The sequence below is a fragment of the Micrococcus luteus genome (genome assembly GCF_022664405.1).
Lineage (GTDB): Bacteria > Actinomycetota > Actinomycetes > Actinomycetales > Micrococcaceae > Micrococcus > Micrococcus luteus.
On record NZ_JAKRLB010000009.1, the window covers coordinates 1 to 14,503 of the forward strand.

Sequence of the window (14,503 nt, forward strand, 5' to 3'; positions counted from 1 at the left end):
GTTAGCGTGAGTCATGAGTGGGTCTCTTCTGGCAGGTGGGTTGTTGAGGAACTTCCATCCTGCGGGAGAGGCCCACTCGTCTCATCTCAGCCCGGTACGGATGTCAAGAACCTCATGACCCACAACACCTAGCCAGGCCTTCGACCGCCGACGCCGTGGCGCCTCGTCTCCGCTGGACGCGGGGACGGGGTCCGCCGAGATGCTCGGCCTGATCGCGACCGCGGCGTGCCAGCGGGAGGGCGGCCTTGGGGTGGGCCTGAGGCCACGCTGCCCGGAACCCGGCGACGCCTGGTCCTGGCCACGATGGCGCGCGCGTGCCTACCGTACTCCGGCCCGTCCTCGGTCCCGGGGCCCGCACGGGCGCACCCCGTCCCCCACGAAAGGCCCATGCGTGCAGCACCCCGTCGCGCTCAGATCCCTGAAGATCGCCCTCGCCTTCGTCGGCCTGCTCGTCGGCGCCGGCTTCGCCACCGGCGCCGAAGTCATCCAGTACTTCGTGGGCTTCGGCTGGATCGGCGTCGTGGGCGCGGGACTGGCCGGCCTGCTCGTCACCGCCGGCGGCGCCGTCATCCTCCAGCTGGGCAGCGTGTTCCTCGCGGCCGACCACAAGGTCGTCTTCCGCAGCGTCTCGCACCCCGTGATGGCCCGGATCCTGGACGTCGTGGTGACGGTGACGCTCTTCGCGATCGGCGTCGTCATGCTCGCCGGGGCGGGCTCGACGCTCGCCCAGCAGTTCGGCTGGCCGACGTGGGCGGGCTCCACCCTGATGACCCTGCTCGTGCTCGTGACGGGCATGCTGGACGTGGAGAAGGTCTCCGCGATCATCTCCCTGATCACGCCCCTGGTGGTCGTCGCGGTCGTGGCCGGGTTCGTCCACGTCCTGGTCACCCGCGACGGCGGCTTCACCGCCCACGAGTCCCTCGCCGTCCAGGCCACCACGCCGGTGGACCCGTGGTGGCTGTCCTCGGTCAACTACTTCGGCCTCGTCGTCGTGATGGCCGTGTCCATGTGCCTCGTGATCGGCGGGTCCATCACCCACCCCCGGGAGGCGTTCCTCGGCGGCCTCACCGGTGGCCTGATGTACACCGCCCTGCTCCTGATGGCCTCCACGCTGCTCTACCTCGGCTACGCCGAGATCGGCCGCGCCGACGTCCCCATGCTGCGGCTGTTCGCCTCGATCGCGCCCTGGCTGGGCTGGGCGATGGTCGTGGTGATCTACCTGATGATCTTCAACACCGCGATCGGCATGTTCTACGCGCTGGGACGCCGCCTCACGGCCGACCGCCCGGGCCGCTACCGGCCCGTGTTCGCCGGCGTCACGCTGCTGGCCTTCGCGGTGAGCTTCGTCGGCTTCGGCGACCTGATGAACGTCGTCTACCCGGCGCTGGGCCACCTGGGGATCGTGCTCGCGCTCGTGCTCCTCGTCTGGTGGCTCACCCACCGCCGGCAGATCTCCGCCGAGTCGGGGCTGCGTCTGCGCCTGCTCGCGCTGCTCCGCCTGCGTGAGCATCCGGAGAAGACCTTCACGGCCCAGCACGCAGTGCAGCTGCAGGAGGCGGTCGGGGACTCCGTGGCGGCCCCGGACGCGGTGACGGAGGCCCTCGAGGACGAGGTCGCCCAGGTGCTCGAGGAGGACGACGCGCTCACCTCCGGAGGGGCGCGCCCCGGTCCCGACGCCGGGCCCGAGCGTCCGGCAGGCGGCAGCCACTCCGCCTGAAACCGCGTGCCCGGCCGGGCACGGCGTCTCGGAGCGGCCCTGCGGCCGGGCCGGGGCGCCGTCGCCGTAGGATGGGGTGGCCGGCCGTGCCGCCGGCCCCGTCCGCGCCGCCCGAGGGCCGGCGCCCCATCCCGACTGCGTGAGGACTCGAACCGCCGTGAGCCAGACCCCCGACAGCGCCGTGCCGGCCACCCCCAGCATCCCCGCCGACGCGGAGTACTCGTTCCGTGACGTGGAGGCCCGCTGGGCCGGGTACTGGGAGCAGGCCGGGACGTTCGCCCCGCGCGAGGACGGCTCCGAGACCCGCACCGTGGTCGACATGTTCCCGTACCCGTCGGGCGACCTGCACATGGGGCACGCCGAGGCGTTCGCGATGGGCGACGTCGTCGCGCGCCACTGGATGCAGCGCGGCTTCGACGTGCTGCACCCCATCGGCTGGGACTCCTTCGGCCTGCCGGCCGAGAACGCCGCCATCAAGCGCGACGCCCACCCGGCCGAGTGGACCTACGCGAACATCGAGACGCAGAAGCGCTCCTTCCAGCGGTACGGCATCGCCGTGGACTGGTCCCGTGAGCTGCACACCTCGGACCCCGAGTACTACCGGTGGACCCAGTGGCTGTTCCAGCAGCTGTACCGCAAGGGCCTGGCGTACCGGAAGGACTCCCCGGTCAACTGGTGCCCCCAGGACCAGACGGTGCTCGCCAACGAGCAGGTCGTGGACGGCCGCTGCGAGCGCTGCGGAACCGAGGTCACCAAGCGGACCCTGAACCAGTGGTACTTCCGCATCACCGAGTACGCGGACGCGCTGCTGGACGACATGGACCAGCTCACCGGCCACTGGCCCGAGCGCGTGCTCGCCATGCAGCGCAACTGGATCGGCCGCTCCGAGGGCGCCCACGTCGACTTCCAGGTCGAGGACGGCCCCGTCGTCACGGTCTTCACCACCCGGCCGGACACGCTGCACGGCGCGACCTTCATGGTGGTCGCCGCCGACGCGCCGCTGGCCGCCGAGCTCGCCGGCGACGACGTGCGGGCCGAACTCGAGGCGTACCGGGAGGACCTGAAGAAGGTCTCGGACATCGACCGCCAGGCCACGGACCGCCCGAAGAGCGGCGTGTTCCTGGGCCGCCACGCCGTGAACCCGCTGACCGGTGAGCGCCTGCCGATCTGGGCCTCGGACTACGTGCTGGCCGACTACGGCACGGGCGCCATCATGGCCGTGCCGGCCCACGACCAGCGCGACCTCGACTTCGCCCGCGCCATGGGGCTGCCCGTGCGCGCCGTGCTGGACACCGGCGAGGAGGACCCGGCCGTCTCCGGCGTCGCGACGACCGGCGAGGGCATCCTGGTGAACTCCGGGGAGCTCGACGGCCTGGACAAGACCGCGGCCATCGCGCGGGCCATCGAGATCGTGCAGGAGCGCGGCACCGGCCGGGGCACCACCACGTACCGGCTGCGCGACTGGCTGCTCTCCCGTCAGCGCTTCTGGGGCACCCCGATCCCCGTGGTCCACTGCCCGGACTGCGGCGAGGTGCTCGTGCCGGAGGACCAGCTGCCGGTCACCCTGCCGACCGACCTCAAGGGCGAGCAGCTCGCCCCCAAGGGCCAGTCGCCCCTGGCCGCGGCGACGTCGTGGGTCGAGGTGGACTGCCCGCAGTGCGGCGGCCCCGCGCGACGGGACACCGACACCATGGACACGTTCGTGGACTCGTCCTGGTACATGCTCCGCTACGCGTCCCCGAACGACGACGCCCGCGTCTTCGACCCCGAGGCCCTGCGCCGCTGGCTGCCCGTGGACCAGTACGTGGGCGGCGTGGAGCACGCGATCCTGCACCTGCTGTACGCCCGCTTCTTCACCAAGGCCCTGCACGACCTCGGCCTGGTGCCCTTCACCGAGCCGTTCCGCGCCCTGCTCAACCAGGGCCAGGTGCTCAACGACGGCAAGGCCATGTCCAAGTCGCTGGGCAACGGCGTGGACCTGGGCGACCAGCTGGACCAGTTCGGCGTCGACGCCGTGCGCCTGACCATGGTGTTCGCCTCGCCGCCCGAGGACGACGTGGACTGGGCCGACGTCGCCCCGGGGGCCGCCGGCAAGTTCCTGGCCCGCGCGTGGCGCCTGGCCCGCGACGTCCGCGCGACGGGCACCCCGGCCGGCACGGACCCGGCGGACGGGGCCGTGACCCTGCGCCGGGTGACGCACCGGACCGTGCACGAGGCCCAGCAGCTGCTGGACGACGGCAAGTTCAACGTGGTCGTCGCCAAGACGATGGAGCTGGTCAACGCGGCCCGCAAGGAGATCGACGCGGGCGCCGGCGCGGCCGACCCCGCCGTCCGCGAGGCCGCCGAGGCCGTGGCCGTGCTGCTCTCCCTCGTGGCGCCGTACACGGCCGAGGACATGTGGGTCCTCCTGGGCCACGAGCCCTCCGTGGTCCGCGCCGGCTGGCCCGCGGTGGACGAGGCGCTGCTGGTCGAGGACACCGTCACGGCCGTCGTCCAGGTCAAGGGCAAGGTCCGCGACACCCTCGAGGTGCCCGCGGACATCACCGCCGAGGACCTCGAGGCGCGCGCCCGCGCGTCGCAGAAGGTGCGGAACTTCATCGGGGACGCCGAGATCGTCAAGGTGATCGTGCGGGAGCCCAAGCTCGTGAACCTGGTGATCCGCTGACCGCGTGAGACCGGCCCCGACCGAGCCGGGGGAGAGGAGGCAGGCCGTGGCGAGCATCGAGCAGTGGCGCGACGACGCGCTCGTCCGCCTGCGCTCCCGCCGCTCCCAGCTGGCCGGGCGGGCACGCTACGGGCTGCGCCCGCCCCGCCGGGACCGCACGGCCGTCGTCACGGACTCGGCCGCGGCCCTGCCCGGCGCCGTCCTCGGACACGGTCTGGCCGCGGGGATCCGCCAGGTGGCGCTGCCCGTCATGGTGGGCGAGCAGATCCACACGGAGGGCACGGACGAGCTCGCGCTGGAGCTGCCGCTGGCCCTGGCCGCCGGCACCCCGGTGCGCACCTCACGGCCCTCGCCGGGCGCGTTCCGGACGGCCTACGCCGAGCTGGCCCGCGCCGGCTACGCACGCATCCTCTCCGTCCACCTGTCCGGCGAGCTCTCCGGCACCGTGGAGGCCGCGCGCCTGGCCGCCGCGGACGCCGAGCGCCCGGTGACCGTGGTGGACTCGCGCACCGTGGGCTTCGCGCTGGGCATGGCCGTGGTGGACGCCGCCGTGGACGCGGGGGTGGGCATGCCCGTGGCCCGCATCCGCGAGCGGCTCGAGGCCACCGTGGACTCCAGCCATGTGCTGTTCACGGTGCCCAGCCTCGAGCAGCTGCGCCGGGGCGGGCGGATCAGCGGGCTGGCCTCGCTGCTGGGCACGCTGCTGCAGGTGCGCCCCGTCATGGCCGTCGACGACGGCGCGATCGGCCTGGTCGACCGCCCGCGGTCCGCGGCCCGGGCCGTCGACCGGCTCGTGGAGCTCGCGACCGAGCGGGCCGGCGGGGACCCGGTGCGGATCGCCGTGCACGAGTACGGCGACCCCGAGACGGCCGTGCAGCTCGCGGAGCGGCTCCAGCCGGTCTCCACCACCCCCGTGCCCGTCGTCGAGCTGGCCGCCGTGCTCGCCGCGCACCTGGGCCTGGGCGCCCTGGGTGTGGTGATCTGCCCGCTGGAATCGCCCACGGGGGGCTCGGGGGACTGAGGCCGCCCGTGCGGGAGCGCCGAGGAGACGGGCGCGTCCGTTCCTGCACACCGCCCCGGACCGCGGTGGTGATCCCCAGGCCGGGTGCGGGACGCGCCCGACTCGGCGACGGGGACGCAGACTGCCCGCATGAGCCCCAGCCACCGCCTCTGCGACGATCCGCCCGCCTTCGCCCCGGACCCCGCGCCCGCGGCCGTCCCCGACGTCGACACCGCCGGCCCGCACGCCGCGTCCCGGTGGGAGCGCACCCCGCCCCGGGGCCCGGTGCTGCGGTGGCGGCCGGCCCTGCTGGCCGTCACCGTGCTGCTCGTCGCCGCCACGGCCTGGTGGGCGGTGGCCTGGCTGACCACCCCGGCGCCGCCCGCGGCGATCCCGGCGGCCGCGGCCGGTGCGGGCATCCCGCAGACCGACGCGCCCTCCGCCGCCCCGTCGGCGGCGGGCACCGACGCGCGGACGCCGGAGGCGGGGCCGTCGGGGGAGACGTCCGGGTCCGCCGGGTCCACCCCGCTGCGGGTGCACGTGGTGGGCGAGGTCGCCCGGCCGGGTGTGGTCAGCCTCGCGCCGGGCTCCCGGGTGGCCGACGCCGTGCGCGCCGCCGGCGGCACGACCCGGCACGCCCGGGCGGAGCGCATCAACCTCGCGGCCCCGCTGGACGACGGCCAACAGGTCCTCGTCCCCTCCGCCCACACGCCGCAGGACGCCCTGGACCGGGTGGCCGGGGCCGCGCAGGCGCAGCCCACGCCGACCACGGGCGGGGCCGGTGCCGGAGGCGAGCCGGGCGGCGCCGAGTCCGGCGACACCGTGGACCTGAACACCGCCGACGCCACGGAGCTGCAGACCCTGCCCGGCGTCGGCCCCGCCACGGCGGAGAAGATCATCGCCCACCGCGAGACGGTCGGCCCGTTCACCGGCCTGCAGGACCTGGACGCGGTGCCCGGCATCGGCCCGGCCACGCTCGACCGGCTGCGTGACCACGTCTCGTGGTGAGCCCGGCCCCGGGTCCGTCCAGCGATCCCGTGGACCGCCGCGCCCGCCACCGCGAGGTGCCCGGCCCGCTCGACGCCCGGTGGGTGCCCGCCCTGCTCGCCTGCCTGACCCTCGGGATCCTCGGCGTCGGCTGGAACGCCCCGGCCCGCTCGGCGGCGGCCCTCACCGGGTTGGCCGTCGCCGCGGCCGCCGTCCTGGGCGCCGCCCGCTCGACCGGTCGGATACGGGGCGTGGCCACCGCGGCGGCGCTGGCCGGCGTGGCCGCGGCCCTGATGCTGCAGCACTCGGCCGGGCCGGCCGCCGCGGCCGAGGGCAGCGGCTGGACCGGCGCGGTGCACGCGGGCTCACCGCTGCGGCTCGAGCTGACCCTGGACGGGCCCGCCACCCTGAGCGAGGCGGCCTTCGGCCCGCGCTGGAGCGTGCCCGTGCGGGTCGAGACGTTCGGAAACCCGCCGCGGGCCCCCGCGGCGGCCGTGACGGCCCGGCTCACGGGCGGGGGCGCACCGCCCGCGACGATCGCCGCGCCGTCGGACGGCACGGCGGCCCCCGGCGGCGGGCCGGGATCGCGGGTGTGCGTCGTGGCCCGGCCGTCGAGGTCCGGCTCCACCGTGTTCCTGGCCGCCGCGGCCGCCCCGCAGCCGGGACCCTGCCCCGGCGGGGTGGAGACGGCGGGCGGGGCCACCGACGGCGGCCCGGGCCCGCCTCGGCGGGAGGCGCTGCGCGCCGCATTCCGTCAGTCCGCGGAGCGCACGGTCGGCGCGGCGCCGGAGCTCATCCCGGGGCTGGTGCTGGGCGACCGCTCCGCCCAGGGGGCCGCCCTCGACGACGCCATGAAGGCCTCGGGCCTGTCGCACCTGTCTGCCGTGTCCGGGGCCAACGTGGCCATGATCCTCGGCGCGGTCGCGATCACCCTGCGCTGCGCGCGGGTGCACCGGGCGGTGGTCCTCAGCGCCGGGCTGGCGGTCCTCGGGGTGTTCGTGGTCGTGGTGGGGCCGGAGCCGTCCGTGCTCCGGGCGGCCGTGATGGGCGCCCTCGGCGCCCTCGCGGTGTTCTTTGGCCGCGCGCGGCAGGCGTTCGGACTCCTGACGGTGGGCGGCACGGCCCTGCTCGTCGCGGTGCCGGCCCTCGCCGTGGAACCGGCCTTCCACCTCTCCCTGGCGGCGACCGCGGGCATCGTCCTGGGCGGCGCGCCCCTCGACCGTGCGCTGCACGCCGGGCTCGGCCGGGTGCTGCCCGACGTCGTGGCGCGGTGGCTCTCGGCGTCGCTCGCGGTGACCGTGGCCGCCCACCTGGCCTGCCAGCCGATCATCCTGGCCATGACCGGTGAGGTGTCGGCCTACGCGGTGCCGGCCAATCTGCTGGCCGCCCCGGCCGTGCCGCCCGTGACCGTCCTGGGCACCCTCGCCGCGGCCCTCGCCCTGCCCGCGCCGGGGATCGCCGCCGCCCTCGTCGCCGTGATCCAGTGGCCCGCGGCCTGGATCGGGTGGGTCGCCCACACCAGCGCCTCCCTGCCCGGGGCGCTGCGTCCGTGGCCGGCCGGAGCCCTCGGCGCCGGGCTGGGCGTCCTGCTGGTGGCCGCGACGCTCCTCGGATTCGCCGCCGTGCTCCTGCTCGAACGCCGCCGGGCCGCCCCGGTGCGGCGTGTCGGCCGCAGCGCGCCGCGGACCCGCGAGCGCCTCCCCGCCCTGGTCGTGCTCGCCGCCGCGCTGGCCGCGGCCACCACGGGTGCGGTCGGGGCGGTCCTCGTGCCGCGGGCCTCGGGCGCGGCCCCGCCGGACTGGGCGGTGGCGTTCTGCGACGTCGGCCAGGGGGACATGGCCGTGTTCCGGTCCGGCCCGCGCGCGGGGGTCGTCGTCGACGTCGGGCCCGAGCCGGGGCTCGCTCGTCGCTGCCTCGACGACCTCGACGTCGACCGGGTGGACGCCGTGCTGCTCACCCACCTGCACGCCGACCACGCCGGGGGGCTGGCCGGCGTGGTCGACCGCGCCTCCCCCGGGGCGGTGCACTACGCGACCCGGGACGCACCGGGGCAGGGCAGGGGAGGGCGCGGCGGGGAGGCGGAGGGCGTCGACCCGCCCGCCGACGCGGCACGGCTCCGCACCGGCGCGACGGGCACGGCCGGGCCGGTGCGGTGGCATGTGCTGCTCGCCGACGCGCGGGCCCCCGAGGAGAACGACGCCTCCGCGCAGGTGCTGGTCACCGTCGAGAGCGGGGCCGGTCCGGTCACGACGCTGGTCACCGGCGACATGGAGGAGGACGCCTCCGCGGCGTGGGTCGCGGGGCGCCGGTCCGATGCCGCCGCACCGCCGCGCGTGGACGTGCTCAAGGTCGCCCACCACGGGGCCCGCAACGGTGGGACGGCCGTGCCGCGCGCGGCCGGCGCCCGCCTGCACGTGGTCTCCGTGGGCGCCGACAACCCGTACGGCCACCCTCACCGGGCCACGGTGGACGCGCTCGGCCGCCTCGGGCCGGTGGCCCGCACGGACCTGCACGGCACGCTGGCCCTCACGGCCGCGGACGGCCCCAACTCCGACGGCGCGCCCGAGATCACGGCTCACACCGTCCGCCCGCCCTCGAGCGTCCGCACCGGACCCTAGGATGGGACGCATGTCCGCCGCCCGCAGCCCCCGTTCCGGCCGAGCCGGCCGCACCGACCCGCTGGCCTGGCGGCGAGCCGAGCCCGCCCCGCTCATGCTCCTCAAGGGACCCGAGGACCATGCCGCCCGGTGGGTGACGGACCGCGTGACCCAGGCTCTGCGCGAGCGTCACGGTCAGCTGGAGATCCACCGGCTCCGCGCGGGGGAGTACCAGCCCGGCCAGCTGGCCACCGCGGCCAGCCCGTCCCTCTTCGCCGAGCCCACCCTCATCACGGTCGAGGGCCTCGAGGCCATGAACGATGCGTTCCTCGAGGACGCCCTGCGCCTCGTCCAGCAGGGCCCCGGCGCGGACGACGTCACGCTCGTGCTGCGTCACACCGGCGGCACCCGCGGCAAGAAGCTGCTGGATGCCGTCGCGAAGGACGGCACGGTGGTCGAATGCGTGCCGCTGAAGAAGGACGAGGAGCGGCTGGCCTTCGTGCAGGCCGAGTTCCGCGACCGGCGTCGACGCATCGACGAGGAGGCGGCCCGCGCGCTCATCCGCGCCACCGGCGCCTCGCTCACGGAGCTCGCGGCCGCGTGTGCCCAGCTCGTCGACGACACCGAGGGCGTCGTCACCGTCGAGACCGTGGACACCTACTACAGCGGCCGCGTGGAGGCCACGAGCTTCGCGGTGGCCGACGCGGCGCTCGAGGGGCAGGCGGCGAGGGCCGTGTCCCTCGTGCGGCACGCGATGGCCACCGGCGTGCACCCGGTGATGATCACCGCGGCGCTCGCGCTCAAGGCGCGGCAGGTGGCACGGATGATCGACGCCCGCCGGCCCGCCGCCGAGCTGCCGTCCCTGCTCGGAGTGGCCCCGTTCCAGGTGCGCTACATCCAGCAGGCGGCGCGGCACTGGACGGCGGCCGGCATCGCGCAGGCCGTGGAGTGGATCGCCCAGGCCGACGCCGAGGCCAAGGGCGCCTCCCGCAACCCGGAGTTCGCCGTCGAGCGCGCGGTCATCCGCGTGGCCACCGCCGTCAGCCGCTGACGGCGCCGCCGGACGGCACGCGACGGGGGCAGCCCGGACACGACGCGGCCCCCGCACCGATCGCTCGGGGCGGGGGCCGCGGTCACAGCCGGGGGGCGTGGATCAGCCGAGGAGGGCCTTCACGCGGGCGGCGATGCCGGACTTGCGGTTCGCGGCCTGGTTCTTGTGGATGACGCCCTTCGAGGCGGCCTTGTCCAGCTTGCGGGAGGCGGTGCGCAGCGCGGCGGCGGCGGCCTCGGCCTCGCCGGCGGCGACGGCCTTGTCCACGGCGCGGATGGCGGTCTTCAGCTCGGACTTCACCGCGACGTTGCGCTGGCGCGCCTTCTCGTTGGTGAGGATGCGCTTCTTCTGGGACTTGATGTTAGCCAAATCGGGTCCTTCGTCGTCGGCGGCGCGGACGAGGGTCCGGGCGCCGCATGAACAGGGGGTCGTGGAGGGTGCCCGGATCCGTGGACTGAGCGGCGTGGGGAACACCGATGATGACCCGTTCCGGGGGTGCCCGTCGACCGGCGGACACAATGCGGACGATCCTACCACCCAGACCCTGCGATCCGCGCGGCGGACTCAGCGCCCCCGCCGCCGGGCGCGGGCCAGCGCGGCCGTGACCCGGTCGAAGGCCGCCCGGTCCAGGACGCCGCCCTCCCGGCGCACCGCGGCCGGATCCACGCGGACCACCCGGTCCAGCTTCGCCTCCGAGGCGCGGCCGGACCGGTCCCAGGCGCCCGCGCCCACGTCCACGTAGTCCTCGTCCCGGGTCAGGGCGTTGTTCCGGTCCCGGCTGGTCAGCATGAGCCCGAGCAGGTGCGCCCCGTCCCGGCCGATCAGGAGCACGGGGCGGTCCTTGCCCCGGCCGTCCATCTCCTCGTACGGCACCCAGGTCCACACGACCTCTCCCGGCCCGGCCGTCGGCCCGGGCACGGGCGCGTACTCGACGCGGACGGTCCCGGTGAAGTCCGGCAGGGACGCGTGGCGGCCGGTGTCCTGTCGCCGGGGCCGGCGCTCCTGCCCGGGCCCGGGCATCGGCCACGAGTCGGTGGGCTCCGTGGGGTCCCACGCGGGCCCGGGAGGCCCGGGCGGGCCCGGGAAGGGTGACGGGCCGCTCCGGTCGCCGGCCCGTCGACCGGCCTCGGAGGCGGCTCGACGCGGCCGGGCGTCGTCGCGGAGGGCGCCGATCAGGCGTGCCGTCCGGCGGCCGAGGGACAGGGCGCGATGCAGGTCGAAGGCCATGGCGTGAATCTAGTGGACGCGCGGGCCCGGCGTCCGGGTCGGGTCGGCGGCGGGACATGAGAGACTAGGCGGTCAGAGTCCCGTCCCCGTCACCCGTAGAGGAAGTGCCCGTGTCGCCCCTGGCGTCGAACCCCCCGGTGCCCGCTGCCACCGACCCCTCGGTGATCCGCAACTTCTGCATCATCGCCCACATCGACCACGGCAAGTCCACGCTGGCGGACCGCATGCTGCAGGCCACCGGCGTCGTGCAGCCCCGCGACATGAAGGCCCAGTACCTGGACCGCATGGACATCGAGCGTGAGCGCGGCATCACCATCAAGTCCCAGGCCGTGCGCATGCCCTGGTCCGTGGACGGGGTGGACTACGCCCTGAACATGATCGACACCCCCGGGCACGTGGACTTCACCTATGAGGTCTCCCGCTCGCTGGCCGCGTGCGAGGGCGCGATCCTGCTGGTGGACGCCGCCCAGGGCATCGAGGCCCAGACCCTGGCGAACCTCTACCTCGCCATGGAGCACGAGCTGGAGATCATCCCCGTGCTCAACAAGATCGACCTGCCCGCCGCGGATCCGGACCGCTACGCGGCCGAGCTGGCCTCCCTGATCGGCTGCGAGCCCGAGGACGTGCTGCGCGTCTCCGGCAAGACGGGCGTCGGCGTCGAGGAGCTGCTGGACCGCGTGGTCCGCGCCATCCCCGGCCCGGAGGGGGACGCGGACGCCCCGGCCCGCGCGATGATCTTCGACTCCGTGTACGACACCTACCGGGGCGTCGTCACGTACGTGCGCGTCGTGGACGGCCGGCTCTCCCCGCGGGAGAAGGTCCGCATGATGTCCACGGGCACCACCTACGAGCTCCTCGAGATCGGCGTCTCCTCCCCGGAGCCCGTGCCCACGAAGGGGCTGGCCGCGGGCGAGGTGGGCTACCTCATCACGGGCGTGAAGGACGTGCGTCAATCCAAGGTGGGCGACACGGTCACCAACCACGCCCACCCGGCGGAGCAGTCCCTGGGTGGCTACGAGGACCCCAAGCCCATGGTGTTCTCGGGCCTGTACCCCATCGACGGCTCGGACTATCCCGTGCTGCGTGACGCCCTGGACAAGCTCAAGCTCAACGACGCCGCGCTCGTCTACGAGCCGGAGACCTCGGTCGCGCTGGGCTTCGGCTTCCGCGTCGGCTTCCTCGGTCTGCTGCATCTGGAGATCGTGCGCGAGCGCCTCGAGCGCGAGTTCGACCTCGACCTCATCTCCACCGCGCCCAACGTGGTCTACGAGGTCACCCGGGAGGACCGTGAGGTCGTCACCGTGACCAACCCCTCCGAGTTCCCCGAGGGCAAGATCCTCGAGGTGCGCGAGCCCATGGCCTCGGCCACGATCATCGTGCCGGCGGAGTTCATCGGCGCCGTCATGGAGCTGTGCCAGGCCAAGCGCGGCAACCTCAAGGGCATGGACTACCTCTCCGAGGAACGCGTGGAGATCCGCTACTGGATCCCGCTGGCCGAGATCGTGTTCGACTTCTTCGACCAGCTCAAGTCCCGCACCAAGGGGTACGCCTCGCTGGACTGGAAGGCCGACGGCGACCAGGTCGCCGACCTCGTCAAGGTGGACATCCTGCTCCAGGGCGAACAGGTGGACGCGTTCTCCTCGATCACCCACAGGGACAACGCCTACGCGTACGGCGTGATGATGACGGGCAAGCTCAAGGAGCTGATCCCGCGCCAGCAGTACGAGGTGCCGATCCAGGCCGCCATCGGCTCGCGCATCATCGCCCGCGAGAACATCCGCGCGATCCGCAAGGACGTGCTCTCCAAGTGCTACGGCGGCGACATCTCCCGCAAGCGCAAGCTGCTCGAGAAGCAGAAGGAGGGCAAGAAGCGCATGAAGATGGTCGGCCGGGTGGAGGTCCCGCAGGAGGCCTTCATCGCCGCCCTGTCCTCGGACGGCGCCGGCGCCGACCAGGCGGCGAAGAAGTAAGTGCCCGCCCTGCCCCTCGGCGAGCCCGTCCCCGACGACGGCCGGCTGCCGGCCGACGTCGGGCGGCGGGTGCGCGCGGCCGCCCGCGACGGCGCGGCGCGCACCTTCAGCCTGTACGTCCACGTGCCGTTCTGCACGGTGCGCTGCGGCTACTGCGACTTCAACACGTACACGGCCGTCGACTTCGGCCCCGGCGCGGGTCGCGGCGACTACTGGGAGTCGGCGGTCGCGGAGCTGGACTTCGCCGCGGACGTGCTCGCGTCCTCGGACGTGCCCGCCCGCCCGCTGCACACGGTGTTCTTCGGCGGCGGCACGCCCACGCTCCTGCCGGCCGCGGACCTCGTGCGCATCCTCCAGGCGGCGGTGGACCGGTTCGGGATCGCGCCCGGCGCGGAGGTGACCACCGAGGCCAACCCGGACACGATCACCCCGGAGTACACCCGCCAGCTCGCGGCCGGCGGCTTCACCCGCCTCTCCCTGGGCATGCAGTCGGCGGTGCCGCACGTGCTCGCCACGCTCGAGCGCACCCATCGGCCCGAGTCCGTCCCCGCCGCCGTCGCCGCGGCCCGCGAGGCCGGGCTGGAGGTGTCCCTGGACCTGATCTACGGGACCGCGGGGGAGTCCCTCGCCGACTGGCGGGCCACGCTCGAGGCCGCCGTCGCCCTGGCCCCGGACCATGTGAGCGCGTACTCGCTGATCGTGGAGGAGGGCACCAAGCTCGGGGCCCAGGTGGCCCGCGGCGAGGTGGCGGACGTGGACCCCGACGACCAGGCGGACAAGTACCTGCTCGCCGAGGAGCTGCTCGGCGCCGCCGGCTACCGCTGGTACGAGGTGTCCAACTGGGCGCGCGACCCGCAGGGCTCCGGGGTCCACCGTGCGCGGCACAACGTGGCGTACTGGGAGGACCAGGACTGGTGGGGGATCGGCCCGGGCGCGCACTCGCACCTCGCCGGGGTCCGGTTCTGGAACGCCAAGCACCCCGCCGCCTACGCGCAGCGGCTGGCCACAGGGGTCACCCCCGCCGTCGGCCGCGAGCGGCCCGACGCCGACGCGCGGCGCCTCGAGCGCATCATGCTCGCGGTGCGCACGGTGGGCGGGCTCCCGACCGCGGAGCTCGTCTCGGAGACGCCGGGGGAGGCCGCGCGGACCCGCGGGGCGATCGCCGAACTCATCGCCGCGGGCCTGCTGGACGGGCGCGCCGCCGTCGACGGCCGCATCGTCCCCACGCTCGAGGGGCGGCTGCTCAACGACGCGATCGTCCGGGCGCTGGCCGGCTTCTGACCGGCCGG

At 75.0% G+C, this 14,503-nt stretch carries 10 protein-coding genes; 8 read left to right on the top strand and 2 right to left on the bottom strand.

Going from position 1 to position 14,503, the window contains the following annotated elements:
* Positions 1–391: 391 nt before the first annotated feature.
* From MF605_RS05500 to holA, 6 genes are all read left to right on the top strand, one after another.
* Complete coding sequence (locus MF605_RS05500) at positions 392–1,717, top strand: YkvI family membrane protein (protein ID WP_036336588.1); 1,326 nt, start codon at positions 392–394, stop codon at positions 1,715–1,717.
* A gap of 157 nt (positions 1,718–1,874) precedes the next feature.
* Positions 1,875–4,382 carry a leucine--tRNA ligase gene (gene leuS, locus MF605_RS05505; protein WP_134417010.1) on the top strand — a complete coding sequence of 836 codons (2,508 nt, stop codon included), beginning with the start codon at positions 1,875–1,877 and terminating at the stop codon, positions 4,380–4,382.
* A gap of 46 nt (positions 4,383–4,428) precedes the next feature.
* Complete coding sequence (locus MF605_RS05510) at positions 4,429–5,403, top strand: DegV family protein (protein WP_134417009.1); 975 nt, start codon at positions 4,429–4,431, stop codon at positions 5,401–5,403.
* A gap of 129 nt (positions 5,404–5,532) precedes the next feature.
* On the top strand, positions 5,533–6,390 hold the full coding sequence (locus MF605_RS05515) for a ComEA family DNA-binding protein (RefSeq protein ID WP_134417008.1): 858 nt from the start codon (positions 5,533–5,535) through the stop codon (positions 6,388–6,390).
* Entirely contained in the window at positions 6,387–8,987 is a 2,601-nt protein-coding gene (locus tag MF605_RS05520; protein WP_242821246.1) for a ComEC/Rec2 family competence protein, read from the top strand. The genes MF605_RS05515 and MF605_RS05520 overlap by 4 nt, the downstream gene beginning before the upstream one ends.
* 10 nt (positions 8,988–8,997) lie before the next feature.
* Complete coding sequence (holA, locus tag MF605_RS05525) at positions 8,998–10,017, top strand: DNA polymerase III subunit delta (protein WP_134377190.1); 1,020 nt, start codon at positions 8,998–9,000, stop codon at positions 10,015–10,017.
* A 102-nt stretch (positions 10,018–10,119) separates the two neighbouring features.
* Here holA and rpsT read toward each other — a convergent pair whose 3' ends face one another.
* A complete protein-coding gene (gene rpsT / locus MF605_RS05530) occupies positions 10,120–10,386 on the bottom strand; it encodes a 30S ribosomal protein S20 (RefSeq protein WP_002854699.1) in 267 nt (88 codons plus the stop codon).
* 195 nt (positions 10,387–10,581) lie between these two features.
* Entirely contained in the window at positions 10,582–11,244 is a 663-nt protein-coding gene (locus MF605_RS05535; RefSeq protein ID WP_134417006.1) for a type II toxin-antitoxin system PemK/MazF family toxin, read from the bottom strand.
* A 110-nt stretch (positions 11,245–11,354) separates the two neighbouring features.
* On the opposite strand from MF605_RS05535, the gene lepA reads away from it, so the two are divergent.
* Together lepA and hemW are read left to right on the top strand one after the other, a co-directional pair.
* Complete coding sequence (lepA, locus tag MF605_RS05540; RefSeq protein WP_010078615.1) at positions 11,355–13,214, top strand: translation elongation factor 4; 1,860 nt, start codon at positions 11,355–11,357, stop codon at positions 13,212–13,214.
* Positions 13,215–14,495, top strand: coding sequence for a radical SAM family heme chaperone HemW (gene hemW / locus MF605_RS05545; protein WP_134417005.1), 1,281 nt, complete (start codon positions 13,215–13,217; stop codon positions 14,493–14,495).
* The last annotated feature ends 8 nt before the right edge of the window (positions 14,496–14,503 follow it).

Excerpts from the sequence above, each read along its gene's own strand:
- MF605_RS05515 (WP_134417008.1), top strand. The coding sequence starts at position 5,533 with ATGAGCCCCAGCCACCGCCTCTGCGACGATCCGCCCGCCTTCGCCCCG.
- holA (WP_134377190.1), top strand. The coding sequence starts at position 8,998 with ATGTCCGCCGCCCGCAGCCCCCGTTCCGGCCGAGCCGGCCGCACCGAC.
- MF605_RS05535 (WP_134417006.1), bottom strand. The coding sequence starts at position 11,244 with ATGGCCTTCGACCTGCATCGCGCCCTGTCCCTCGGCCGCCGGACGGCA.